We start from the raw sequence: 24,685 nt of genomic DNA, 5'->3' as shown, positions 1-24,685 counted from the left end.
CCAGCCGGGGGCAGTGTGTTCAGCCAGGGGCTTCGTCGACGCGAGGAGGGGGCTGTGGACACTGGAGATCGCCTGCTGACACCGGGTGAGGTCGCCGCGCTGTTTCGGGTAGACCCGAAGACTGTGACGAGATGGGCGGCGGCCGGCCGGATAGGAAGCATCCGGACTCCAGGCGGGCATCGCCGGTTTCGGGAATCCGAGGTGCGGGCCCTGCTTGAGGGGGAGGGCATGCTGGACGAGGTGGACGAGGTCGGAAAGCCACGCAACGTGGGTCCGGCCGCCTCCACCGGGCCGGGTCCGGCCAACGCCGGCATGTACTGAACTGGTGCGGACAACGTCAGGCGGACCGGGCGGCAGTCCGGTCCGCGCACCACTGGAACAGCCCCGTTGACCGTTCAGGTCCGGGCCGCGCCGAGCTGGCCGGACCACCGGCGGAACAGGGTGTGTGGCACGCCGAGCGCGTCCAGCACCTTGCCGGCCACGAAGTCGACGAGTTGCTGCGCGCTGGCCGCCGCGCCCGCGCCGTAGAAGCCGGGGCTGGCCGGCAGGACCACCGCTCCGGCGTCGTGCAACGCGATCAGGTGCTCCAGGTGGCTGCGGGTCACCGGGGTTTCCCGGGGCACCACGACGACCGGCCGACGCTCCTTCAGGTTGACCTCGGCGGCACGTTGCAGCAGGTCCTTGGAGAGCCCGATGGCGATGCCGGCGCAGGCCGCGGTGCTGGCGGGTACCACGGCCATTCCGCGTACCCGGTAGGAGCCGCTGCTGGGTCCGGCGGCCAGGTCGCCGGCCGGCCAGTGGCGTACGTCCGCGGTTGTCAGATCCCGACCCAGCCAGGCCGCGAGGTCTTCGGCCCAGTGCGCGTCGCGGAACGCCCGTCCGGTCTCGTCGAGCAGCGTGAGCCGTGCCGCCCGGGACACGATGAGATCCACCGGCTCGCCCGCGTCGAGCAGCCCGCCGACGACGGCTGCCGCGTACGGCGTACCGGAGGCTCCGGAGACGCCGACCACCCATGGTTCCCGCATGGTCCCAGCCTGCCTGGTCGGTGCCGGGCGCCGCTGGGCACCCCACGATCCGCGGCCGCAGCCGTCCGAGTTGTCCGGCCGGGTAGGTGCTTGTTCCGCAGACCTGCAATGCTGCCGGTGGCGATTCGCACCGGGAGCAGTTCGCGCGGGAGGCATCGGTGACGACCGGCGAGACCCTCTGGGCGCTGCGCGACGAATGTCCGATTCCGCCTCGGCTCTCGCCGCACGCCGACCGGGTCCAGCAGTGGATCGTCGGCATTCTGCCCGAACTGGGCATGCCGCTCGACGACGCCGCGCTGCACCGGCTGGCCCGGGGTGGCTTCGCCCGGTACGCGGGCCGGCTCTACCCGGATGCCAGCGAGGCCGACCTGCGGGTGCTGACGGCCCTCTTCACCTGGTTCTTCCTCGTCGACGACGCCTGCGACGGCCCGCACCGGCTGGATCCGGCGCAGATCCGGGCGCTGCGCGACGGGACGTTGACACTGCTGCACGACGGTCCCCGGCTCCGCCACGGTGGGTTGACCGGGCCGCTGCGGCGGCTGTTGGTGCTGGCCTGGCGTGAGCCGCGCAGGCGGATGCCGTCCCGGTGGCGGCTGCGCTTCGCCGACGCGGTGGCCCGGCACCTCGACGGCACCTGCCGGGAGGCGGCCAACAAGGAGGCCGCCTTCCGGCCCGGCGTCGACGAGTACGTCGAGTTGCGGCGGTCCACCTCGGCGGCCGAGGTGTCGTATCCGCTGGTGGAGTTCGTCACCGGTCGGCCGCTGCCCGATCCCGTCTACCATCACCCGCTGCTGCGGCAGATCGCCCGCACCGGCAACGACCTGCTCTCCTGGTACAACGACCTGGCCTCGCTGGAGAAGGACCGGTCCACGTCGGGCGGGCACAACCTGGTCCTGGCGACACAGGCCGAGTGGGGCGTGTCGTCGGAGGAGGCGGCGCGGCAGGTGGCCGAGCGCTGGCGCGAGGCGATGCGACGGTTCGTGGCGCTCCGCGCCGCCGTACCGTCGTTCGGGCCGGCGTTGGACGAGGCTGTCACCGACCATGTCGACGGGGTCGCGTACGCCGTGCGCGGCACCATCGACTGGACCCTGGAGAGCGCCCGCTACCCGACGGGCGCGGCCGGTTAGGCCCTACGCGCGCAGGTCGAGGCGGATCACCAGGTCGAGCAGGGCGAAGACGAACAGCGCGATGCCGACGAACCCGTTGGCGGTGAAGAACGCCCGGTTGACCTTGCTGAGGTCGGTCGGGCTGACCACCAGGTGCTGGTAGGCGAACGCGACAGCGGTCAGCGCCAGGCCGACCCACCACAGCCAGCCGAAGCCGATCAGCGCGCCGAACCACACGAACAGCCCGAAGGTCACCACGTGCGCGATGGTCGAGGCGTGCAGAGCGAAGCGGCGACCGTACCGGGCGGGCACGCTGTGCACGCCGATCTCCCGGTCGATCTCGGAGTCCTGACAGGCGTAGATCAGGTCGAAGCCGCCGATCCACAGGCCGACGGCCGCGCCGAGCACCCAGGCCGGCCCGGAGCCGTCCAGGGTGCCGGTGACCGCGAGCCAGGCGCCGACCGGGCCGACCGCCTGGGCGATCGCGAGGATGGCGTGCGGCCAGTTGGTGAACCGCTTGCCGTACGGGTAGACGACCAGCGGCACGACGGCGAGCGGCGCGAGCAGCAGGCAGAGCGGGTTGAGCAGCGCGGCGGCGGCGAGGAACACCACGAGCGCGACGGCCGCGCCGGTCCAGGCCGTCCGCACGCTCACCGCCCCGGTGACCAGTTCCCGCCCGGCGGTACGCGGGTTCCGCGCGTCGATCCGCCGGTCGAGGATGCGGTTGGCGGCCATGGCGAACGTCCGCGCCCCGACCATCGCCACGGTGATCAACAGCAGGTCGACCCAGCGGACCCGCCCTCCGTCGACCCGCATGGCGCTCAACGCCGAGAGGAAGGCGAACGGCAGGGCGAAGACGGAGTGCTCGATGGTGACGAGCTTGAGGAAGGACTTGACCCGGCCCGGCTTCTCCACCGGTGCGTCGAGGACGGCCATCAGATCCCGTACTCCTTCCAGCGCTTGTCGACCAGGGCGGTGACCTCGGGGGCCATGGTCATCTCCTCCGGCCAGCCGCGGGTGTAGCCCTCGGCCGGGAGTTTGCGGGTCGCGTCCACGCCCACCTTGCCGCCCCAGAACTGCTGGTACGACGAGTGGTCGAGGTGGTCCACCGGCCCCTCGGTGAGCAGCAGGTCCCGCGCGTAGTCGACGTTGCCGAACGCGCGGAAGGCGACCTCGTTGTAGTCGTGCACGTCGCAGTCCTCGTCGACGATCACGATCAGCTTGGTGAGCGACATGAGGTGTGCGCCCCAGATCGCGTTCATCACCTTCTGCGCGTGCTTCGGGTAGCGCTTGCGGATCGACACGATCGCGCAGTTGTGGAAGACCCCGGCGGCCGGCAGGTCGTAGTCGACGATGTCCGGGATCAGCAGCTTGAGCAGCGGCTGGAAGATCCGCTCGGTGGCCTTGCCGAGGCCGTGGTCCTCCTGCGGCGGCTTGGAGGTGACGATCGAGTGGTAGACCGGGTTGCGCTGCATGGTCATGGCCTCGATGTGCAGCACCGGGAACGGCTCGACCGGCGTGTAGAAGCCGGTGTGGTCGCCGAACGGACCCTCGGGCAACCGCTCGCCGGGCTCCAGGTAGCCCTCCAGCACGATCTGCGCGTGTGCCGGCACCTGCAACGGCACGGTGAGGCAGTCGACCATCTCCACCCGCTCGCCGCGCAGGAACCCTGCGAACAGGTACTCGTCGATGTCGCTGGGCAGCGGCGCGCTGGCCGCGTACGAGACGACGGGGTCGCAGCCGATCGCGACCGCGACCGGCAGGCGCTGCCCGAGCCGCTCGGCGACCGCGTGGTGGGCGGTGGAGTCCTTGTGGATCTGCCAGTGCATGCCGAGGGTGTTGCGGCCGTGCTGCTGAAGCCGGTAGAGGCCCAGGTTGCGCTTGCCCGTCTCCGGGTGCTTGGTGTGGGTCAGCCCGTAGTTGTGGAAGATCCCGCCGTCGCCGGGCCACACCTGCAACCCCGGCAGCCGGTCCAGGTCGACGTCGTCGCCCCGGTAGACGATCTCCTGACAGGGCGCGGTCTTGACCTTGCGCGGCGGCACCGACTTGAGCTGCATGACCTTGCCCAGGCCCTCGCGGATGCCGGACCAGCCGACCGGCAGCTCCGGCTTGATCAACGCGCCGATCCGCGCGCCGACCTCGTCCAACGAGTCGACGCCGAGGGCCATCGCCATCCGCTTCTCGGTGCCGAACAGGTTGATCGCCACCGGCATCTCGCCCCGGGTGGGGTGCTCGAACAGCAGCGCCGGGCCGCCGGCGCGCACCGTGCGGGTGACCACCTCGCTGATCTCCAGGGTCGGGTCGACGGGGACGTCGACCCGGCGCAGCTCCCCCGCGCGCTCCAGCGCCGCGAGGAAGTCCTTGAGATCGTTGTACGGGAAGCCACGAGCCATGTCGCCCAGTCTCCCGCACCGGGTGCGACGCGGCCCACGCCGGGTGCTGTGAGACCCGCGACGACCCGCCGCCACCTCTAGATCAACTCAGATTCCTTGAACTCGCGGTGTCCCCGGCCGTCGGACACCGCGACTTCACGGAACCCGAGTGGATCACCCGCACCCCGGGCATGGCGGGCCGTTCAGCGGGTAGCCCGGCGGGCGGGACGGCGGACGGGGGCGGCGAATGGGTGGCGAGCGGGTTCCGGCGGGGTTCACCGAGCAACGGGCACGGGTCGGTCGGATGACCGTGAACTACGTCCGTGGTGGCGACGGCCCACCGCTGGTGCTGCTGCACGGGTACCCGCAGTCCTGGTACATGTGGCGGCACCTGCTGCCCGAGCTGGGGCGATCGTTCGAAGTGGTCGCGCCCGACCTGCGCGGCTTCGGGGACAGCGACGCTCCGGCCGACGGGTACGACAAGAAGACCGTCGCCGCCGACCTGCACGGCCTGCTCGACCAGCTCGGCCTGGCCGGTGACCTGCGAGTGGTCGGGCACGACCTGGGGACGATGGTGGCGTACGCGTACGCGGCTGCCCATCCCGACCGGGTGAGCCGGCTGGCGCTCACCGAGGCGCCGATCCCCGACGAGAGCATCTACACGTTTCCCGCGCTCACCGCGGCCGGGCCGGCGGTGTGGAACTTCGGCTTCTTCACGCTCGACAACGGGCTGCCTGAGGAGCTGGTCCGTGGGCGGGAGTCGCTCTGGGTGGATCGGTTCACCGACGCCCTGATGGTGCGCAAGGGCAGCATCGCCGCCCCGGACATCGAGGAGTTCGCCAGTCACCTGCGCGACCCGGCGCACCTGCGGGCGAGCTTCGCCCACTTCCGGGCGTTCGGCCGGGACATCGCCGACAACGCGACGTACGGGACCACGAAGCTCACCATGCCGGTGCTGGCCGTCGGCGCGTCGGCCAGCCTCGGCGGCCAGGTCGCCGAGCAGGTACGCCGGTACGCCGACACCGTTCGCGGCGAGGTGATCGACGACTGCGGGCACTGGCTGTACGAGGAACGCCCGGACGAGATGCTCGCCCTGCTGCGCGATTTTCTCGGGGCGGCCTGAGCAGGAGCCCCGGGGTCAGTGGGTGCGGGCCAGGTCGACGAAGGAGCGCCACGCGGCCGGGCTGAAGGTCAGCACGCCGCCGTGGCGGTCCTTGGAATCGCGGACGTGCACCCGGCCGGGCAGGTTGTCGGCGACCTCGACGCAGGCGCCGCTGTTGTTGCCACTGCGGGTGGACTTGCGCCACTGAGCTCCGGTCAGATCCATGGCTTCACGATCTCCTCGAGCAGGTCGATGGACTGCTGCCGGGGCAGCGCGTCGCTGCGCAGACTCTCCCACCTTCCGAGCAGGGTCGCCACCTCGTTGTTCTCGTCGACGGCCGTGCCGCCGGTCTGGTTGTCGAGGAAGCCGAGCCAACTGCCGTCGGCGGTGCGACCGAGGATGAACGGCCCGAACATGCCGGCGTGCAACCCGACCGCCTGCGGCAGCACGTGCACCCGGATGTGGGGGCGGCGGGCGCACGCCACCAGGTGCTGGAGCTGGCCGGCCAGCACGCCGGCGCAGCCCTCGGCGAAGCGTCGCAGGGCGGCCTCGTCGATCACGGCGGTGAGCTGCGGCGGGTGCTCCCGGTCGAGGATCGTCTGCCGTTCCAGCCGGGCGGCCACCAGCTCCTCCACCCGCTCGGCGGTGAGCCCCAGGTCGAGCCGGAACACCGCGCGGGCGTAGTCGGCGGTCTGCAACAGCCCGGGGACCATCGTCGCTTCGAAGCAGCGCAACTGGGTGGCGACCCGCTCGACCTCCAACCAGGGGCGGAACCACACCGGCTCGGCGTGCCGGCGACCCAGCTCGCGGAGCGACACCAGCAGGCCGCCGGTGTCGAGCACCTCGTCGGCCCGCGTCAGGTAGGCCAGGTTGGGCACCGTCTGGCCCACCTCGACCGAGGACACCATGGACGGCGAGTAGTGCGCCCGTTTGCCGTACTCCTCCTGGCTGAGCCCGGCCGCGAGCCGTGACCGCCGGAGCTGGTCCCTGATCATTTCCGCTGTGGACAGTGTCGTGGTCACCGCGCCTCACCTTCCGCTGCCGGGAGGGCCACCTCGACCCTCCTGGCGCAAGGTAGCGAAACCGCGACCCTGAGTCAGCCCCCTGCCGGCATGTTGCGGTAACGGGGGTTCGGTCAGGCGGCGGGCGTCCAGGCATGAGCGGCCAGCGGCGGGTCGAGCGGCGCGCGGGTGAGCCGGTTGGCGAAGGTCGACATGGTGTACGCCCCGACGCCGAACACCACGTCCAGCGCCTGCCGGGGCTGGTAGCCGGCGGCCAGGAAGGCCTCCAGCTCCTCGCCGGGCACCGCGCCATGGTGCTTGAGCACGGCAAGCGTGAACTGGCGCAGCACCTCCAGCCGGTGCTCGGGCAACTCCGTGCCGGCGCGCAGCGCGGTGATCAGCGCGGCACTCGCGCCGACCTCAGTGATCTTGCCGGTGTGCAGGGCCACGCAGAAGTGGCATTCGTGGGAGGTGGAGACGGTCAGGATGACCACCTCCCGCTCCACGGGCGCGAGGCTGGTCTGTTCGAAGCCCGCGCTGGCAGCCAGGAAGCCGCTGAGGAGCTGTGGCGATTCAGCCATCAGCGCCACCGCGCTGGGGAGCCAACCGAACCGGCCCTGCACGCCCTCGACGCTGCGGCGGGCGGCGGCGGGCGCGGTCTCGGCGGTGTGGGCGGTGAAGACGGACATGGGTGCCTGCCCTAAGATAGTCAACGTGGTTGACGAAATAGTAAACGTGGTTGTCGAACATGACAACCCCTGAACCGCCCCGGCCCGGCTTCCAGCTCCCGCTGTTGCTGTTGGCCGGCTTCCGAACCCTGATCGACGACCTGCACGCCGAGTTGGCCCGCGAGGGGCATCCCGACCTCCGGCCGCTGCACGGGTTCGTGCTCCAGGCCGTGGGCGTCGACGGCACCACCGCCAGCGAGCTGGGGCAGCGACTGGGCATCTCCAAGCAGGCCGCCGGCAAGACCGTCGACCGGCTGGTCGCCGTCGGCTACCTCGAACGGGTCGACGATCCCGCCGACGCCCGCCGTCGGCTGGTCCGGATGACACCGCGCGGTTTCGACGGGCTACGTCGCTCGGCCGAGATCTTCGATCGGCTACGGGAACAGTGGGCCACGACGCTGGGCGAGGAGCGCGTGGCCGCCATCGAGGACGACCTGCGCACGATGGCCGCCACCAACTGGTTCCGCCTCGACATGCCGGGCTGGTTTGGCGGCTGACCCTGATCCACAACAGATCGTCGGCATGGTGCCGCGCCGGGCGAACGATGCCGCCAGATCGCCGACCTGGAGTGGATCGAGACCGCTGGGACGACGCCGGCGCGCGTGCGTCAAGCCCTGCGGACACATCTCACCAGCGCTGGCGCGCCGGACCGGCGCACGGGCAGGCTGGTGACATGTCGGACGCGTACGTCGTCGGCGACCCGGACGGGTTGTCACCCCTGCTGGTCGCGGTGCGCGACGCCATCGCCCGCGAGCTGCACGCGCAGGTGGCGCTGCGCGGTGAGCGCATCGAGCTGGCCGACGTGCCTGAGGTCGCCTACCAGGTCGCCCTACGGGTCGACGAGACCCTGCGACACCGCTGATCGCGAGCCCGCCCCGCGCCGAACTGCCGGGTGGGAGGTGGACGTGATCCGGATGTCATTCCCCCTGATAGAGGCGCGCCGGGTCGACCAGGACGACATCCTGATCGCCGCCAGCTCGCCGCTGGAGGTCGTCCGTGAAGCCCGACCCGCTTACGAGCACGAGCCGGACGCGTCGCGCGTCCAGGCCCGGGCGTGTGGCGAGGAGATCGCGCGCCCTCGTGAGCCGCTCCAGGTCGGCCATCCCCAATGTCCTACCCCACTTGACCTCGCCAATCGCGAGGAGCGGCCGAGGGCTGTCGCCCATCGGTGGCTCACCGAACGCGACCAGATCGAGTTCCACGCTGGTACGGCTGGCGGGGTCGGTAAGGACGGCGGCACTGGCCTCCGCGACGATGCCGCCGAGCGTCTCCGGTGCGGCAAAGCGCAGCGCCCACTGGCGGACGATCTCCTCGAACGCCGGCCCCAGCACCGCTGCCGCGTACCGTCGCTGGGACCGACGCCAGACGTCCGCCCCGCGTCGCTGCTCCAACGCCGTCCATGCGGGTCGCATGACCGCCTGGTAGAAGGTGATGAGGGGTTCGGCGATGAGGTACCGGCTCCGGCCACTGCGCAAGGGGTCTGGTTCCCTCGTAAGGAGACCGGCGTCCTCCAACACGGTGAGTGGGTGCTGTAGATCGGTGGCCTTACGGCCGATGTAGCCCGCGATTCCACCTCGGGTGCCGTTGCCGTCGGCGACCGCCGCGAGCACCGAGTGGTACAGAGCGGTGTCGCGAAGGTCCGGATCCTCGGCCAGCAGGTAACGAGCCTCGCGGAACAGCGGACGCGCCGGGTTCAGCACGGCACGCACGACCCAGTCGTCGAAATCGGTCGGCCCGTCGGGGGCGTCGTCCTGGACGTACTCGCGCCGGTAGGCGGGTGTGCCTCCGACGATCGCGAACACCCGGGCCGCGAGCAACGGATCGTCGATCCCCCAGAAGGTCGCCGCCGCTCGGTAGTCAAGCGGCGCGACGGGCAACTCCAGCCCGGCCCGTCCGCGGAGTGGGGCCGAACCTGCCAGGAGCCCTCCCATGAACGAGAGCGCCGAACCGCACAGCAACAGGCGAGTTTGAGAGCCGGTGCGCTCGATCCGGCCCGGGGTGAGCGCATGCTGGATGACCGATGGGAGGTCACGACTGGCGCGCGCCAGGTACGGGAACTCGTCAATCACCACCGTGAGCGGGCGGTCCCGGCCCAGCGCGAGCAACGCGTCGACCGCGCTCGGCCAGTCGGCAAGGTGCAGTGGGGCGGGGGCTGCGGTATGCCGGCCGAGCTCTTCCCCCAGGCGACGGAGCGACTCCGCAGACGTCGCCTCGGTCGCGCCGAAGTAGAAGCCCTGGGTGCTGCGGGCCAACTCGTACAAGAGCAGAGTCTTGCCCTGCCGGCGGCGGCCGCTGACCACGCCCAGCGTCGCGCCTTGTCGATCGTCCGTGGCGAACCGGACCAGCTCCGCCCACTCGACGTCTCGGTCGAAGATCTCCGCTGGTTTGGCGAACTCCACGATCACATCTCCACAGAATGTAGAACTACACTTCTAAGAAGTGTAGTTCTACATTTGCCAACTGCAGTTCAGTTCAGCCCGCCGTACGAGTGCAGGCCGGTGAAGAAGATGTTCACGCCGAACAGGTTCATCAGCATGGTGAGGAAGCCGAGCACGGCGATCCAGGTGGCCACGTTCCGCTTCACGCTGGGCGTGGCACGCGCGTGCAGGTAGCCGGCGTAGACCACCCAGGAGATGAACGCCCAGGTCTCCTTCGGGTCCCAGCCCCACGGCCGGCCCCAGGCCGCCTCGGCCCAGATCGCGCCGGCGATCACCGCGAACGTGAAGATCGGGAAGGCGAAGGCGTGCAGCGCGAAGGTCAGCCGCTCCAGGCTGGCCGCGGCGGGCAGCCGCTTCGCCAGGGTGTACGGGAAGCTGCGCTTGCCCTCCTCGTACCCGTTGCGCATCAGGAAGCCGACGGCCGGCACCGCGCCGAGCAGGAAGATGCCGGACGCGAAGACGATCGTCGAGACGTGGATGACGAACCAGTACGAGTTGAGGGCCGGGACCAGCGGCACGATCGGCACGTACAGGACCAGCTCGGCGGTGGCCACCAGCAGCACCATGACCAGCGTGAGGAACAGCCCGAGCTTGCGCAGCGACGGCCGCTTCCAGAGCACCACCAGCCAGGCCGCGACCCCGATGAACGTCACCGTGAGCACGAACTCGTACATGTTGCCCCACGGCATGCGGTCGGCCGCGAGACCACGGGTGACCAGCGCCGCGAGGTGCAGCACGGCGGCGAGCGCGGTGGCGCCCACCGCGACCAGCCCGGCGAGACGCGCCCGGTTGGCCGAGCCGTCGACGGGCTGCGGAACCGGCGCGGGCGGCTCGGCGGTCACGCCGCCGGCACCGCCGACCCCGGCGCCCACCAGCTCGCGAGCGACCAGCTCGCGACCGGGCGACGCCACGGCGGCCCGGGTACGCCCGTTGCTCAGCGCGTACTCCACGGCGTGGCTGATCATCGCGATCAGGTACGTCAGGATCGCGAAGGTCACCAGATTGTCGGAGAGCGCGGACATCACTCGGTCCCTTCTCGCACACCGGCCCGCTCGGTCGCCCGTTCGTCACCGTTCACGGCGGCGACCAACTGGGCGAACTCGTCGGCGAACCCTGGATAGTCGGTGCGCGGCAACCCACCGGCCTCCATCAAGCTACTACCGTCCGTCGGAGATCCATTAGCGGGGTCGGCCGGCAGCACCCGGAACCACACCCGGCGACGCCGCCCGAACAGCGAGCCCATCAGCCCGACCAGCAGCACACCGCAGCTCACCAGCAGCGGCGTCGAGCCGGGATCGTGCCGGACGGAGAGGGTCACGTACCGCTCGGTGCCCAGGAACTCGACGGTGGTGCCGTCGTCGAGCGTCCATTTCTCGCCCTTGCGGAGCAGCTTGCTGCCGACCTCCTTGACCTTGCCGGCGCGTACCTGTCGCTGGTCGAGCTGGTAGACCGAGCCGGGGATACCGGCGTCCATGCCGAGGTTGCCCCGGTAGGCGACCAGGTTCAGCGCCGGGTTGCGCTCGGTGGGGTACTCGGAGCGGACGAACGGGGCCTGCTGCGGCGCGGTGGGCAGGTAGATGCCGGTGAACGCCATCTGCTCGCCCGGTACCCGCTTGCCGGTGGCCGGATCGACGTTCGCGTCCGGGAAGGCGGCCAGCCCCTCGCTGGTCAGGCCCATGTCACCGGTGGTCAGGAACGGTTCGTCACTGACCTGACTGTTGCCGTACCGGTCGGTGTAGCGGATCACCGGGGCGTACCCGTGCCCGAGCAGGTAGACGCTCGCGTCGGCGAGGCGCAGCGGCGAGTTGACCGAGAAGTCCGCGCTGCGGGTCGGCTCGTCGGGCCCGTCCACGGTGACGCGGGCGTTGAAGAACTCCGGCTGACCGGACGGCAGGAACCGGGCCTGGAAGTCGTCCAGCCGCAGGCAGAAGCGGGGCAGGTCGGCGGTGTTCACGCGGGGGCCGAGCTTCGCCTCGGCGTACTGCTGACGGGTGTTGCAGAACGCGTTGTCCGGGCCCGCCACCAGCAGACGGTTGCCACTCCACCCGTACCACGAGCCGAGCGCGACGCCGATCAGCACCGCGATGAGCGAGGTGTGGAACAGCAGGTTGCCGGTCTCCTTGAGGTACCCCTTCTCGGCGGAGACCTCGTTCCCGCGTACCTCGACCCGCCAGCGGCGCTTGCGTAGCACCTGGGCGACGGCGTCCACGCCGCCGGCCGGGGCGGGCAGCGTGGTGTGCTGAGGGAGCCGGGTCATGCGCTTCGGCGCGACCGGTGGCCGGGACCGCAACGCCCGGACGTGGTCGCGCAGCCGGGGGGTGATGCAGCCGATCAGCGACGTGAACAGCAGCAGGTAGATGGCGGAGAACCAGACCGAACCGAAGACCGCGAACGCGCCGATCCGGTCGAGCCGGGGCGCCCAGTCCGGGTGGTCGACGAAGTACTGGTTGACCTTCTCCGGGCTGATCCCGCGCTGCGGCAGCACCGACCCGGGGATCGCGGCGATCGCCAGCAGGAAGAGCAGGATCAGGGCCGTACGCATGCTGGTGAGCTGCCGCCACGAGTTGCGCAGCAGGGCCAGCAGCCGGCTGGGCCGGCGGCGCGGCGCCGGGGCCTCGGCCTCCGGGCGCTCGTCGACGACCGTCATATGCTCACCTCGCCCACCCCGACGGTGGTCTGCAACCAGATCACGAAGCTCTGCCATCCGCCGGTGACCAGCGCCAGGCCGATCAGGATGAGCAGGGCGCCGCCGACCCGGGTGACCCAGCGGCTGTTGCGCCGGATGGCGCGGAAGACCCCGAGCAGGCGCTGGAAGCCCAGCCCGAAGACGACGAACGGTATCCCCAACCCGAGGCAGTACGCCACGGCGAGCACCACGGCCCGGTCGCTCTGCCCGCTGGCGGTGGCCATGCCCATCACCGCGCCGAGCGTCGGCCCGGTGCACGGCACCCAGCTCAGCGCGAAGACCGCCCCGAAGACCGGGGCGCCGAGCAGGCCGGCCGACGGCAGCCGGGAGATCCGGAACTCGCGTTGCAGCGCCGGGATCATCCCCAGGTAGCCCAGGCCGAGCACGATGATCAACGCGCCGACGACGATCTCCAACTGCCGCTCGTAGTCGAAGAAGACCCGACCGATGCCGGCGAACAGGATCGCGGTGGCCACGAAGACCACGGTGAACCCGGCGATGAACAGCAGCGTCCCGGCGAGCACCCGGCCCTTGACCGCCGCCACCGCGGGCGTCGTCCGCTCCCGGACCGCGACGCCGCCACCGCCGTCGGGGGTCGGGGCCGCCACCGGCCGTCGCCCTTCGAGGTCCGCGCCCGCCAACCCGGTGACGTACGACAGGTAGCCCGGAACGAGTGGAAGGACGCACGGGGACAGGAAGCTGACCAGACCGGCGAGCGCCGCCGCGCCGATGGCGAGTACCAGCGGCCCGCTCTGGGCCAGCTGCCTGAACGTCTCGCCCATCAGTTCGACGCCGGCTTCTCGGCCGCGATCTCGTCCACGACCGGCCGCAGCTCGTCCTGGGTCACCGCACGGCGGATCACCGAGGCGACCCGTCCCTCCCGGTCGAGCACCACCGTCGCGGGGACGGTGTTCGGCGGGATGTCGAGGTCGAGCGCCAGTCGGCTGGCCGGGTCGAACAGGCTCGGATAGGTGACCCGCCCCTGCTCGAACGCCTTGGCCTTGTCCCGCGAATCCTGCACGTTGATGCCGAGGAAGGTCACCCCGGAGCCCTTGGTGGCCTGGTGGACGGCTTCCAGGTCGTCCGCCTCGGCCCGGCAGGGCGCACACCAGGAGCCCCAGAAGTTGACCACCACGACCTGCCCCCGGGCCTGGGTGACGTCGTAGTTGCCGCCGAGGAGCAGTTCACCGGCGAGCTTCGGCGGAGCCGAGCGTTGGTCCGGCGCGCATTCGATGATGCCGTCGGAGGTGGTCGAGCAGGTCTTCTCCTGCCCCTTCGCCGACGTACAGCCGGCCAGCGCCACCGTGGCGACGGCAGCGAGCAGACCGGCGGTCCACCTCCGGGCGGTCATCAGGCCCCCTTGGCCGTCCGGGCTGTCGCGGAGAGAGCGACGAGGTGCGCGGCCGGCTCGCTGTAGCCGATGCCCTCCACCTTCGCGCCGTCGAAGTGGAACGACGTGAGGCTCGCCAGCCCGCACTGGCGCTTGCGCGGGTCGTGCCAGAGCCGCTTGCGCTCGACGTAGCGGCGCAGCGTCCAGATCGGGAGCTGGTGCGACACCAGCACGGCCTCGCGCCCCTCGGCGGCGACCCGGGCGGCGTGCACGGCCGCGAACATCCGCTCGGCGATCACCCGGTACGCCTCACCCCAGGACGGCGTCACCGGGTCGCGCAGCACCCACCAGTTGCGCGGGTCGCGGAACGACCCGTCGCCCGGGGAGACCTTCTTGCCCTCGAACCAGTTGGCGCTCTCGATCAGCCGCTCGTCCACCCCCACCGGCAGCCCGAACTGGGCGGCGATGGGCTCGGCGGTCTGCTGGGCGCGCTCCAGCGGGCTGGCCACCACGTGCACGATCTCCCGCTCGGCGAGACCCTGCGCGGCGGCCTTGGCCATCTGCACGCCCAGCTCGGAGAGGCGGAAACCGGGCAGCCGCCCGTACAGGATCTGGTCGGGGTTGTGCACCTCGCCGTGCCGGAGCACGTGGACCACCGTCTTCGCCACCGTTTACTACCCCCCGTGACCAGCGGCTGCCGCCGCGTTCGCCGCCGTCGGCAGCGCGGCGGCGATGTGCTCCAGAGCGGCGTCGTCGATCGCCGCCGACACGAACCACGACTCGAACGCGCTCGGCGGCAGGTAGACGCCGGAGGCGAGCATCGAGTGGAAGAACGCCTTGAACGCCGGCACCTGCTGGGTGCGCGCGCTGTCGTAGTCGACCACGTCGGCGTCCGTGAAGAAGATGGAGAACATGCTGCCCGCGTACGACAGGCGGTGCGGAACCCCGGCGGCGGCCAGCGCGTCGGACGCCAGCTTGCCCACGACGGCGGCCGTGTCGTCGAGCTTGCGGTAGAGCGCGTCGTCGGCGAGCCGCAGGGTCGCCAGACCGGCGGCGCACGCCAGCGGGTTACCGGAGAGAGTCCCGGCCTGGTAGACGGGGCCGGCCGGCGCGAGACGCGCCATGATGTCCGCGCGCCCGCCGAACGCCGCGGCGGGCAGGCCACCACCCATGACCTTGCCGTACGTCCACAGGTCCGCGTCGGAGGCGTCGAGGCCGTGCCACCCGGCGCGGGAGACCCGGAACCCGGTCATCACCTCGTCCACGACGAGCAGGGCACCGTGCGCGTGCGCGATCCGGGCGAGCTGCTGGTTGAAGCCGTCGCGGGGGGCCACCACGCCCATGTTGCCGGCGGCGGCCTCGGTGATCACGGCGGCGATGTGCGAGCCCTCGGCGGCGAACGCCTCCTCGACGGCCCGGATGTCGTTGTACGGCAGCACGATCGTCTCGCTGGCCGCCGCGCCCGTGACGCCGGGCGAGTCGGGCAGGCCGAGGGTCGCCACACCGGAGCCGGCGGAGGCGAGCAGCGCGTCGACGTGACCGTGGTAGCAGCCGGCGAACTTGACGACCTTCGAGCGGCCGGTGAAGCCACGGGCCAGCCGGATCGCCGACATGGTCGCCTCGGTGCCGGAGTTGACCAGGCGGACCTGCTCCACCGGCGTCCGGTCGACGATCTCGGCGGCCAACTCCACCTCGCCCGGCGTGGGCGTGCCGAAGCTGGTGCCCCGGGCGGCGGCGGCCTGCACGGCGTCCACCACCTGCGGGTGGGCGTGCCCGAGGATCAGCGGACCCCACGAGCACACCAGGTCGACGTAGCGGCGACCGTCGGCGTCGTACAGCCACGGGCCCTCACCACGGACCATGAAGCGCGGGGTGCCGCCAACCGCCTGGAAGGCGCGCACAGGGGAGTTGACCCCGCCGGGCACGATGGCGCGGGCGCGGTCGAACAGGGCCTCGGAGGCCGGCGCGTCGGCCGGGTAGCGGCCAGATCCGGCGGAAACGATGTCGGTCACGATGCCGCCATTGTGTCAGCGCCGGACCGTCAACCAGCAGCCACCCCGGGCGAGGGTTACCGGGCTCACCCGGTCCCGGCGCTCGTCACGGGCTGGTGGGGCGGCGCGGGCACCCGGCGGGCGCGCGTGCGGCGAGCGGCTCGTCGCCTCGACAGGCCGGGTCGGCTGGATCGCGCTAGGCTGACCGGGTGGATCGTGCCGAACTGTCCATCACGCTACACCGGACGGGCGACGAAGCTGTGCTTCGCCTGGCCGGTGAGATCGACATGCTCACGGCAGCCCAGCTCAGCACCGTGGTCAACGAGGTGCTGAGCGACCCGCCCCCGCGGATCGTGCTCGACCTCGGCGGCGTCACCTTCTGCGACTCGCAGGGCCTGGGCACGCTCGTGGTGCTCAGCCGCAAGGCCAGCCACGCGCAGAGCCTGCTGATGCTGACCCACGTGGGTGACTTCCTGATCCGCGTCCTGGACATCACCGGCCTACGCAGCGCCCTGATGATCCGCAACGACCAACCCACCGGCTGACCCCTCCCCCTCACCCCGCCCCTGGCCGCCGGCCGCCCGGCGTTGATCATGAAGTTAGCGGCAGATCATGTCCCATTTGCCGGCAATAACTTCATGATCAACGTGCCTCGGCAGCCGTGCGTAGGCCGCGCGCTTCAGGGGGTGGGGATGTCTCGGGTGTGGAAGGTTTTGAGGGCCAGGGCCAGGAGGGCTGCCGCTGCTGCCGTCAGGGCCAGGAGGGGCGTTGCTGTCCAGTTGTCGTTCAGGACCTGGGGTGTGTGGGTGAACGGGCTGATGTCCAGCACCCACTGGCTCAGCTCCAGCAGCGCGCCGATCTGACCCAGCAGCAGGCAGCCGGCGAGCACCGCCCAGGCCGCCCACGAGAACCGGGGCAACCACCCCACCAGCAGCGCCGCCAGCCCGGCGAGGACCCACGCCGCCGGCACCTGGACCAGCCCCACGCCGAGCATCCGGGGCACCTCGCCGCCGACGTCTCCCACGCTCAGGCCGTACGACAGTCCCGTCGCCGCCCCCGTCACGGCCAGCACCACCACCGGGCCGAGCAGCGCGAAGACCAGGTGCGCCGACAGCCAGCGGGACCTGCTCACCGCCGTGGCGAGCAGCGGCTCGGCCCGCCCGGCGGTCTCCTCCGCCCGCGCCCGCAGCGCGGCCTGGATGCCGTACCCGGCGGCGGCCAGCGCAGTCAGGCTCAATGTGCTGCCGAGGTACGCCTCGGCCAACGTCGACGACCCACCCAGCCGGGCCAGCAGCTCGGCGACCTGCTCGTTGCCCTGCACCGCGTCGCCGGCCGCGTCCGCCGCGCCGCCCAGCACCAGACCGAGCAGCCCGAAGCCGACGGTCCAGCCGAACAACTGGCCGCGGTGCAGCCGCCAGGCCAGGCCGAACGGACCGGCCAGCGCGTCGCCCGCGGCGGCCGGGCCGAGCCGGGGCGGCAGCACGCCCGCGCCGACGTCACGGCGAACCGAGACGGGGTACGCGACGAGCGCCACCGCCACACTGAACAGCACCGGCAGCAGCAGCACCCACCAGCGCTCATCCGCGAAGGCCCGTCCCCGGGGCGACCAGCCGAGCGGGGAGACCCAGCTCAACCATTCGGCGCTCCCGCCGGTCCCGCCGGACCCTCCGGCGTCGCCACCGAGCCGCAGCGCGAACGCCACACCGAGCACGCCCAGGCCGATGCCGCGCGCCCCGCCGGCGCTCTGGGTGAGCTGCGCGGCCAGGCCGCCGACCGTGGCGAACGCGATGCCGGTCAGGGCCACGCCGACGCCGAACAGGAGCGATCCGGCACCCGGCAGACCCGCGGCGACCAGACCGCCGGCGATGAGCAGGCCGAGCAGCAGGTTCGCGGCATACGTGACCAGCAGCGCCGCGGTCAGCCCGGCGTACCGGCCGAGGACCGACGCGCCGAGCAACTCCCGCCGCCCGGCCTCCTCCTCGGTGCGGGTGTGCCGCACCACCGTCAGCACGCTCGCCAGGGCGGCGACCGTCGCGAACATGCCCGCCCGCTGAACGGTGAGCGCTCCGGTGCTGTCGCCGTACACCGGGCCGAGCAGCGCGACGATCGACGGGTTGCTCGCCGTGCTGGCGAGGTAGGCGGCGCGCTCGGCGGCGGTCGGATACAGGCCGGCGTACGCGCCGGCGTAGCTGGCCGGCAGCACGGCCAGCGGAAGGATCCAGATCGGCAGCACGATCCGGTCCCGCCGCAGGATCAGGCGCACCAGGTGCCGGGTGCCGGTGAACGCGCTCACGACCGCACCTGCTCAGCCTGGTAGTGCCGCAGGAACAACTCCTCCAATGTCGGCGGTTGGCTGACCAGGCTGCGTACGCCGATCTCGGTGAGCCGACGTAGCGCGACGTCCAGCGCGGCGTCCTCCACGTCGAAGCGCACCCGCTGCCCGTCGACCCGCAGGTCGTGTACGCCGGTGAGCTGACCCAGCCCGTCCACCGGACCGGTCAGCTCGGCCTCGATGGAGGTGCGTCGCAGGTGCCGCAGCTCGCTGAGGGTGCCGGTCTCCACGTCCCGCCCGTTGCGGATGATCGTCACCCGGTCGCAGAGCGCCTCCACCTCGGCCAGGATGTGACTGGAGAGCAGCACGGTACGACCGTCGGCCTTCGCCCGGCGTACCCAGCGCTGGAAGACCTCCTCCATCAGGGGGTCCAGGCCGGAGGTCGGCTCGTCCAGGATGAGGAGTTCGGCGTCCGACGCGAGGGCGGCCACCAGGCCGACCTTCTGCCGGTTGCCCTTGGAGTACGTCCGGCCCTTCTTGCGGGGATCCAGCTCGAAGGAGTCGAGCAGTTCGGCTCGGCGGGCCGGATCGAGGCCGCCGCGCATCCGGCCGAGCAGGTCGATGACCTCGCCGCCGGAGAGGTTGGGCCAGAGCGTCACGTCGCCCGGCACGTACGCCAGTCGGCGGTGCAGGGCGACCCCGTCGCGCCACGGATCGCCGCCGAGCAGGCGGACGACCCCCGCGTCCGTCCGCAGCAGGCCCAGCAGCGCCCTGATGGCCGTCGACTTGCCGGCGCCGTTCGGGCCGAGGAAGCCGTGCACCTCGCCCGCCCGGACGGTCAGGTCCAGACCGTCGAGCGCCCGGACGCGGCCGAAGGTCTTGACCAGGCCGGACACTTCAATCGGAGTTTCCATATATCGGAAGCTACACTCGTTTCACAAAGTTGTGAAGACAGTGTGAGCCGGGCACCATCGGTGCCCACGACACGCCCAGGAGGGGGACCAGAAATGGCAGACGCCGACGGCCATGACCCGGTGCACCTCTTCGTGGAACGGATGGCCCTCACGTTCGCCGAGGTCGGTTTCCCGCGCATGGCCGCCCGGGTGCTGTTCACCGTGATGAGCGCGGACGACCCGCTGACGGCCGCCGAGATCGGCGAACGGCTCGGAGTCAGCGCGGCGGCGGTCAGCGGCGCGGTCCGCTACCTCACCCAGTTCGGCATGCTGATCCGCGAGCCGGTGCCCCGCTCCCGCCGCGACCGTTACCGGATGCCGGAGAACCCCTGGTACGAGGGGACCATCACGAAGACCGCGATCTACAAGACGTTCATCGACGTGGCCGAAGGCGGCATCGGGGCCCTCGGCTCGGACACGCCGGCCGGCGAACGGGTGGCCGAGATGCGCGACTTCTTCATCTTCGTCCAGGAAGAGATCGACTCACTGGGCGAACGCTGGCGCGTCCGCCGGGCGCAGACCGGTCACCTGCGCCCCGGCGACAACGCGGCCACCCCGTCAGGCTGAACTGCCCCAACGGGCCTGCTCCAACAACTCCGTCGCGCGGTCCCGCGCCTCGGAGTCGTCGGAACGAAGGAGGGCGGTGGCCTCGTCCACCGCGTCGGTCAGCCGCCGCCACTGCGCGTCGCGCTCCCGCACCAGGTCCGACTGGGCGGCCAACTGCCGGGTCTTCACCCACAGCTCGACGAAGACCGACACCTTGGCCCGCAACACCCACGGGTCGAACGGCTTGGTCAGGTAGTCAACGGCACCCACCTGGTAGCCCCGCAAAGCGAGCTGGGCGTCCCGGTCGGCGGCGGTGAGGAAGATGATCGGCACGTGCCGGGTGCGTTCCCGGCGCTTGATGTGGCTGGCCGTCTCGAAGCCGTCCATGTCCGGCATCTGCGCGTCCAACAGGATCACCGCGAAGTCGTCCACCAGCAACTGCTTGAGTGCCGCCTCGCCGCTCTCCACGGCCACCGACTGAACCGGCAGGCCCTGGAGGATCGCCTCCAGGGCCATCAGGTTCTCCCGGCGGTCGTCGACGAGCAGCGCCTTGGCCATCTGGGTCACGAAGTCTCCTCGGTGCGGCTGCCGCTGATCCAGGACGACATCAGCTCGATCAGGTCGTCGAGGTCGACCGGCTTGGTGATGTAGTCGCTTCCCCCGGCCGCGAGCGCCGACTCACGGTCGCCCGGCATCGCCTTCGCGGTCAGGAAGACGACGGGAAGGTCGGCGAACCGGTGGTTACGCCGGATCTGCCGGGTCGTCTCGTACCCGTCCTGGTCGGGCATCATGGCGTCCATCAGCACGATGTCCACCTCCGGATGCTCGGCCAGCAGGCGGACGCCGTCCGCCCCGTTGTCCGAGTACAGCACGGTCATGCCGTGCAGCTCCAACGCGCTGGTCAGAGCGAAGACGTTGCGCACGTCGTCGTCCACGATCAGTACGGTGGCGCCGTCCAACTGCCGGGTGGCCGGCGCCTCCGGCCGCTCCGGCAACAACTCCAGCGGCGGCATGAGCAGCGACGACGGCAGGCCGGCGCGCTGCGGAGACGGTGACTGCGGCGCGACGACCGCGTCCGGGGCGAGAACCTGCGGCACGAACAACGTGAACGTCGAGCCCTGACCGGGCGCCGACGAGACCGTGATCGTGCCACCGATCAGACGCGCCAGGTCCCGACTGATCGACAGACCCAGGCCGGTGCCGCCGTAGCGGCGGCTGGTCGTGCCGTCCGCCTGCTGGAACGCCTCGAAGATGATCGACAGCTTGTCGTCGGAGATGCCGATCCCGGTGTCGATCACCGTGAAGGCGATCACCTGCTGGGCGTTCGTCAGCGCCGGCACGTCGAACACCGCGTTCGGCGCGGCCGGGGCGATCCGCAACGTCACCGCGCCGTTGTCGGTGAACTTCACCGCGTTGGACAGCAGGTTGCGCAGGATCTGCTGCAACCGCTGCGCGTCGGTCACCAGCGCCGGCGGCAGATCCTTGCTGACGCGTACCTGGAAGTCGAGATTCTTCTCCTCGGCCTGCGGCGCGAACGCCTGCTCGACGAAGCCGCGCAGCTCGGTGAAGCGGATCTCGGTGGGCTCGACGTCCATCCGGCCCGCCTCGATCTTGGACAGGTCGAGGATGTCGTCGATCAGGCGCAGCAGGTCGGAGCCGGAGCCGTGGATGGTCCGGGCGAACTCGATCTGCTTCGGGCTGAGGTTCTGCTCCGAGTTCTCGGCGAGCAGGCGGGCCAGCAGCAGCAACGAGTTCAGCGGCGTACGCAGCTCGTGGCTCATGTTGGCCAGGAACTCCGACTTGTACGCCGACGCCCGGGTGAGCTGCTGCGCCTTCTCCTCCAGGCCGAGGCGGGCCAGCTCGATCTCCCGGTTCTTGGTCTCGATGTTGCCCTTCTGCTCGGAGAGCAGGGTGGCCTTCTCCTCCAGCTCGGCGTTGGTGCGCTGCAACTCCGCCGACTGCTCCTGCATCTCGTGCGCCAGCCGCTGCGACTGGGCCAGCAGCTCCTCCGTACGCCGGTTGGCCTGGATGGTGTTGACCGCGATGCCGATGGTGAGCACCAGCCGCTCCAGGAACGACAGGTGCAGCTCGGAGAAGGCGGACACGCTGGCGAACTCGATCACCCCGAGCAGTTCGCCCTCGAACAGCACGGGGAGCACCACCAGGTCGGTCGGTGGTGTCTCGGCCAGCCCGGAACGCAGCGTGAGGCGGCTGTTCGGTGGGGCGCTGACCCGGATCGTCCGGCGCGAGAGGGCGGTCTGCCCGACCAGTCCCTCACCCGGCCCGAAGGTCACGTCGTGCCCCCGCGCCACGTAGCCGTACGACGACGTCAACCGCAGCCGCATGCTGCCGTCGGTGTCGTCGGCGAGGAAGAACGCGCCGAGCTGCGCGTCGACCAGCGGCGTCACCTCGGTCATGATCATGCGGCAGACCTCGCCGAGGTCGCGCTGACCCTGCAACAGGCCACCGATGCGGGCCAGGTTGGAGTCCAGCCAACCCTGCTCGGCGTTCTTCTTCGTCGTCTCCCGGAGGGTGACGATCATCTGGTTGATGTTGTCCTTCAGCTCGGCGACCTCGCCCTGCGCCTTGACGGCGATCCGCTGGGTCAGGTCGCCCCGGGTCACCGAGGTGGACACCTGGGCGATGGCCCGCAACTGGGTGGTCAACGTCGAGGCGAGCTGGTTGACGTTCTCGGTCAGGTCCCGCCAGGTGCCGGAGACGCCCTTGACCTGCGCCTGACCACCGAGCTTGCCCTCGATGCCGACCTCGCGGGCCACCCGGGTCACCTCGTCGGCGAACGACGAGAGCTGGTCGACCATCGTGTTGACGGTGGACTTCAGCTCCAGGATCTCGCCCTGGGCGTCCACCGTGATCTTCTGGCTCAGGTCGCCCTTCGCCACCGCCGTGGTCACCGAGGCGATGTTGCGGACCTGGCTGGTCAGGTTCGAGGCCATCGAGTTCACGTTGTCGGTCAGGTCCCGCCACGTACCGCTGACGCCCTTGACCTGCGCCTGGCCGCCGAGCTTGCCCTCGGTACCCACCTCACGGGCCACCCGGGTCACCTCGTCGGCGAACGACGAGAGCTGGTCCACCATCGTGTTGACGGTCGACTTCAGCTCCAGGATCTCGCCCCGCGCATCCACCGTGATCTTCTGCGACAGGTCACCCTTCGCCACCGCCGTCGAGACCTGGGCGATGTTGCGGACCTGGGCGGTCAGGTTTGACGCCATCGAGTTCACGTTGTCGGTCAGGTCGCGCCAGGTGCCCGCGACCCCGCGCACCTGGGCCTGGCCGCCGAGCTTGCCCTCGGTACCCACCTCACGGGCCACCCGGGTCACCTCGTCGGCGAACGACGAGAGCTGGTCCACCATCGTGTTGACGGTCGACTTCAGCTCCAGGATCTCGCCCCGCGCGTCCACCGTGATCTTCTGCGACAGGTCACCCTTCGCCACCGCCGTCGTCACCGAGGCGATGTTGCGGACCTGGCTGGTCAGGTTCGACGCCATCGAGTTCACGTTGTCGGTCAGGTCGCGCCAGGTGCCGGAGACGCCCTTGACCTGCGCCTGACCGCCCAGGTTGCCCTCGGTGCCCACCTCACGGGCCACCCGCGTGACCTCGTCGGCGAACGACGAGAGCTGGTCCACCATCGTGTTGACGGTGTTCTTCAGCTCCAGGATCTCGCCCTGCGCGTCGACGGTGATCTTCTGGCTCAGGTCGCCCTTCGCCACGGCGGTGGAGACCTGGGAGATGTTGCGGACCTGGCTGGTCAGGTTGCCGGCCAACTGGTTGACGTTCTCGGTCAGGTCCCGCCAGGTGCCCGAGACGCCGCGTACCTGCGCCTGACCACCCAGCTTGCCCTCGATGCCCACCTCACGCGCCACCCGCGTGACCTCGTCCGCGAACGACGACAACTGGTCCACCATCGTGTTGACGGTGTCCTTCAGCTCCAGGATCTCGCCCTGCGCCGCCACGGTGATCTTCTGCGACAGGTCACCCCGCGCCACCGCCGTCGAGACCTGCGCGATGTTCCGCACCTGGGCGGTCAGGTTCGACGCCATCGAGTTGACGCTGTCGGTCAGGTCCTTCCACGTGCCCGCCACGTTCGGCACCTCGGCCTGCCCGCCCAACTTGCCCTCGGTGCCCACCTCACGGGCCACCCGGGTCACCTGCTCGGCGAAGAGCCGCAGCGTGTCCGTGAGGTAGTTCATCGTGGCGGCCAGCTCGGCCACCTCACCGCGCGCGCTGACCGTGATCTTCTGCGACAGGTCGCCCTTGGCCACCGCCGTCGCCACCTGCGAGATCGACCGCACCTGGCCGGTCAGGTTCGACGCCATCGTGTTCACCGAGTCGGTGAGGTCCTTCCACGTGCCGGCGACACCCCGCACGTCGGCCTGGCCGCCCAGCTTGCCCTCGGTGCCCACCTCACGGGCCACCCGGGTCACCTCGTTCGAGAACGAGGACAACTGGTCGACCATCGTGTTCACGGTGCGCCCGATGCGCAGGTACTCACCGCGCAGCGGTCGGCCGTCGATCTCCAACGCCATGTGCTGGGACAGGTCGCCGTCGGCGACCGCCACGATGACCCGCGCGATCTCGGTCGTCGGCCGGCCCAGGTCGTCGATCAGCGAGTTGATGGCACGCTGCCCCTCCGCCCACGAGCCGTCCAGCCCCTCGTCGTCCAGCCGCTCGGTGAGCCGGCCGTCCCGGCCGACGATCCGGCTGATCCGCCGCAGGTCCAGGTACTGCCGCTCCTGGAGCGAGACCACCTCGTTGAAGGCGTCCGCCACCTCACCCACCTTGCCGGCGCGGCGGGGCAACCGGACCTTCAGGTCACCGCGACGCACCCGTCGCAGCGCCTCGGTCAGCTCATCGAGCAGCGCATCCTGGTCGGGGGCGGACGGATCCGCGTACGACTGTTTCGCCGTGGTCATGATGCCTCGCTCACCTGGGGGGGGTCCGTGCCCGTACAGACACACCGGCACCCCATATTGTGCCCGCGTCGGCCGTGGTGCCAGGGTGCGCGACCCGCCGATCAACCCGGGCGGCCCCCGCGATCCTCGCGGCGGTACCCAACCCGACACAGACATCGCGCAGTGGCGCTCGTCACGTCGGGGAGGCCGCGGCGCACCCCGCCG

General features: G+C 70.9%; 24 protein-coding genes. 7 read left to right on the top strand and 17 right to left on the bottom strand.

What is annotated here, in order from left to right; translation table 11 throughout:
• Positions 1-54: 54 nt before the first annotated feature.
• On the top strand, positions 55-321 hold the full coding sequence (locus ACTFTM_RS02640; RefSeq protein WP_007454516.1) for a BldC family transcriptional regulator: 267 nt from the start codon (positions 55-57) through the stop codon (positions 319-321).
• Between the two features lie 74 nt (positions 322-395).
• Here the strand turns inward: ACTFTM_RS02640 and ACTFTM_RS02635 are convergent, their stop codons facing one another.
• The gene (locus ACTFTM_RS02635) at positions 396-1,025 is read right to left on the bottom strand and encodes a UbiX family flavin prenyltransferase (RefSeq protein ID WP_449564281.1); all 630 of its coding nucleotides are present in this window, start codon (positions 1,023-1,025) and stop codon (positions 396-398) included.
• Between the two features lie 158 nt (positions 1,026-1,183).
• Here ACTFTM_RS02635 and ACTFTM_RS02630 point away from each other — a divergent pair, with 158 nt between their 5' ends.
• Positions 1,184-2,152, top strand: coding sequence for a terpene synthase family protein (locus ACTFTM_RS02630; RefSeq protein ID WP_449564280.1), 969 nt, complete (start codon positions 1,184-1,186; stop codon positions 2,150-2,152).
• 3 nt (positions 2,153-2,155) lie between these two features.
• On the opposite strand, the gene mqnP is transcribed toward ACTFTM_RS02630, so the two are convergent.
• Positions 2,156-3,067, bottom strand: coding sequence for a menaquinone biosynthesis prenyltransferase MqnP (mqnP, locus tag ACTFTM_RS02625; protein WP_449564279.1), 912 nt, complete (start codon positions 3,065-3,067; stop codon positions 2,156-2,158).
• Entirely contained in the window at positions 3,067-4,524 is a 1,458-nt protein-coding gene (locus ACTFTM_RS02620; RefSeq protein WP_449564278.1) for a menaquinone biosynthesis decarboxylase, read from the bottom strand. Before ACTFTM_RS02620 ends, mqnP begins: the two co-directional genes overlap by 1 nt.
• A 283-nt stretch (positions 4,525-4,807) precedes the next feature.
• On the opposite strand from ACTFTM_RS02620, the gene ACTFTM_RS02615 reads away from it, so the two are divergent.
• On the top strand, positions 4,808-5,626 hold the full coding sequence (locus ACTFTM_RS02615) for an alpha/beta fold hydrolase (protein ID WP_449564277.1): 819 nt from the start codon (positions 4,808-4,810) through the stop codon (positions 5,624-5,626).
• Between the two features lie 15 nt (positions 5,627-5,641).
• On the opposite strand, the gene ACTFTM_RS02610 is transcribed toward ACTFTM_RS02615, so the two are convergent.
• The 3 genes from ACTFTM_RS02610 to ACTFTM_RS02600 all read right to left on the bottom strand — a co-directional run bounded on the left by ACTFTM_RS02610 (position 5,642) and on the right by ACTFTM_RS02600 (position 7,295).
• Complete coding sequence (locus ACTFTM_RS02610; RefSeq protein WP_449564276.1) at positions 5,642-5,830, bottom strand: DUF397 domain-containing protein; 189 nt, start codon at positions 5,828-5,830, stop codon at positions 5,642-5,644.
• Complete coding sequence (locus ACTFTM_RS02605; protein ID WP_449566517.1) at positions 5,821-6,600, bottom strand: helix-turn-helix domain-containing protein; 780 nt, start codon at positions 6,598-6,600, stop codon at positions 5,821-5,823. The genes ACTFTM_RS02610 and ACTFTM_RS02605 overlap by 10 nt, the downstream gene beginning before the upstream one ends.
• A 140-nt stretch (positions 6,601-6,740) precedes the next feature.
• Positions 6,741-7,295 (bottom strand): carboxymuconolactone decarboxylase family protein, encoded by a 555-nt coding sequence (locus tag ACTFTM_RS02600; protein ID WP_449564275.1) that lies wholly within the window; start codon positions 7,293-7,295, stop codon positions 6,741-6,743.
• A 59-nt stretch (positions 7,296-7,354) separates the two neighbouring features.
• On the opposite strand from ACTFTM_RS02600, the gene ACTFTM_RS02595 reads away from it, so the two are divergent.
• Together ACTFTM_RS02595 and ACTFTM_RS02590 are read left to right on the top strand one after the other, a co-directional pair.
• Positions 7,355-7,831, top strand: a complete 477-nt coding sequence (locus tag ACTFTM_RS02595) for a MarR family winged helix-turn-helix transcriptional regulator (RefSeq protein WP_449564274.1) — start codon at positions 7,355-7,357, stop codon at positions 7,829-7,831.
• Between the two features lie 176 nt (positions 7,832-8,007).
• Positions 8,008-8,196, top strand: a complete 189-nt coding sequence (locus ACTFTM_RS02590) for a hypothetical protein (RefSeq protein ID WP_449564273.1) — start codon at positions 8,008-8,010, stop codon at positions 8,194-8,196.
• A gap of 55 nt (positions 8,197-8,251) precedes the next feature.
• On the opposite strand, the gene ACTFTM_RS02585 is transcribed toward ACTFTM_RS02590, so the two are convergent.
• The 7 genes from ACTFTM_RS02585 to hemL all read right to left on the bottom strand — a co-directional run bounded on the left by ACTFTM_RS02585 (position 8,252) and on the right by hemL (position 15,800).
• Positions 8,252-9,733 carry an AAA family ATPase gene (locus ACTFTM_RS02585; protein WP_449564272.1) on the bottom strand — a complete coding sequence of 494 codons (1,482 nt, stop codon included), beginning with the start codon at positions 9,731-9,733 and terminating at the stop codon, positions 8,252-8,254.
• Positions 9,734-9,801: 68 nt separating this feature from the next.
• On the bottom strand, positions 9,802-10,794 hold the full coding sequence (gene ccsB / locus ACTFTM_RS02580; RefSeq protein WP_449564271.1) for a c-type cytochrome biogenesis protein CcsB: 993 nt from the start codon (positions 10,792-10,794) through the stop codon (positions 9,802-9,804).
• The gene (resB, locus tag ACTFTM_RS02575; protein WP_449564270.1) at positions 10,794-12,419 is read right to left on the bottom strand and encodes a cytochrome c biogenesis protein ResB; all 1,626 of its coding nucleotides are present in this window, start codon (positions 12,417-12,419) and stop codon (positions 10,794-10,796) included. The genes ccsB and resB overlap by 1 nt, the downstream gene beginning before the upstream one ends.
• Complete coding sequence (locus tag ACTFTM_RS02570) at positions 12,416-13,240, bottom strand: cytochrome c biogenesis CcdA family protein (protein ID WP_449564269.1); 825 nt, start codon at positions 13,238-13,240, stop codon at positions 12,416-12,418. The genes resB and ACTFTM_RS02570 overlap by 4 nt, the downstream gene beginning before the upstream one ends.
• Entirely contained in the window at positions 13,240-13,809 is a 570-nt protein-coding gene (locus ACTFTM_RS02565) for a TlpA family protein disulfide reductase (protein WP_449564268.1), read from the bottom strand. Before ACTFTM_RS02565 ends, ACTFTM_RS02570 begins: the two co-directional genes overlap by 1 nt.
• Positions 13,809-14,456 (bottom strand): histidine phosphatase family protein, encoded by a 648-nt coding sequence (locus ACTFTM_RS02560; protein ID WP_449564267.1) that lies wholly within the window; start codon positions 14,454-14,456, stop codon positions 13,809-13,811. Before ACTFTM_RS02560 ends, ACTFTM_RS02565 begins: the two co-directional genes overlap by 1 nt.
• Before the next feature lie 6 nt (positions 14,457-14,462).
• A complete protein-coding gene (hemL, locus tag ACTFTM_RS02555; RefSeq protein ID WP_449564266.1) occupies positions 14,463-15,800 on the bottom strand; it encodes a glutamate-1-semialdehyde 2,1-aminomutase in 1,338 nt (445 codons plus the stop codon).
• A 188-nt stretch (positions 15,801-15,988) separates the two neighbouring features.
• Here hemL and ACTFTM_RS02550 point away from each other — a divergent pair, with 188 nt between their 5' ends.
• Positions 15,989-16,324, top strand: a complete 336-nt coding sequence (locus tag ACTFTM_RS02550; RefSeq protein ID WP_449564265.1) for an STAS domain-containing protein — start codon at positions 15,989-15,991, stop codon at positions 16,322-16,324.
• A gap of 134 nt (positions 16,325-16,458) precedes the next feature.
• Here ACTFTM_RS02550 and ACTFTM_RS02545 read toward each other — a convergent pair whose 3' ends face one another.
• Positions 16,459-18,072, bottom strand: a complete 1,614-nt coding sequence (locus tag ACTFTM_RS02545; protein ID WP_449564264.1) for an ABC transporter permease — start codon at positions 18,070-18,072, stop codon at positions 16,459-16,461.
• A complete protein-coding gene (locus ACTFTM_RS02540; RefSeq protein WP_449564263.1) occupies positions 18,069-18,965 on the bottom strand; it encodes an ABC transporter ATP-binding protein in 897 nt (298 codons plus the stop codon). The genes ACTFTM_RS02545 and ACTFTM_RS02540 overlap by 4 nt, the downstream gene beginning before the upstream one ends.
• Before the next feature lie 93 nt (positions 18,966-19,058).
• On the opposite strand from ACTFTM_RS02540, the gene ACTFTM_RS02535 reads away from it, so the two are divergent.
• Complete coding sequence (locus ACTFTM_RS02535; protein WP_449564262.1) at positions 19,059-19,571, top strand: GbsR/MarR family transcriptional regulator; 513 nt, start codon at positions 19,059-19,061, stop codon at positions 19,569-19,571.
• Here the strand turns inward: ACTFTM_RS02535 and ACTFTM_RS02530 are convergent.
• Positions 19,563-20,117, bottom strand: coding sequence for a response regulator (locus ACTFTM_RS02530; RefSeq protein ID WP_449564261.1), 555 nt, complete (start codon positions 20,115-20,117; stop codon positions 19,563-19,565). The genes ACTFTM_RS02535 and ACTFTM_RS02530 overlap by 9 nt on opposite strands.
• A complete protein-coding gene (locus ACTFTM_RS02525; RefSeq protein WP_449564260.1) occupies positions 20,114-24,481 on the bottom strand; it encodes a HAMP domain-containing protein in 4,368 nt (1,455 codons plus the stop codon). Before ACTFTM_RS02525 ends, ACTFTM_RS02530 begins: the two co-directional genes overlap by 4 nt.
• Positions 24,482-24,685 lie beyond the last annotated feature (204 nt).

The sequence above is a fragment of the Micromonospora sp. RB23 genome (genome assembly GCF_053585025.1).
Note: the sequence above shows the minus strand (reverse complement) of the source record. Positions and strands in the feature narration are given on the sequence as shown.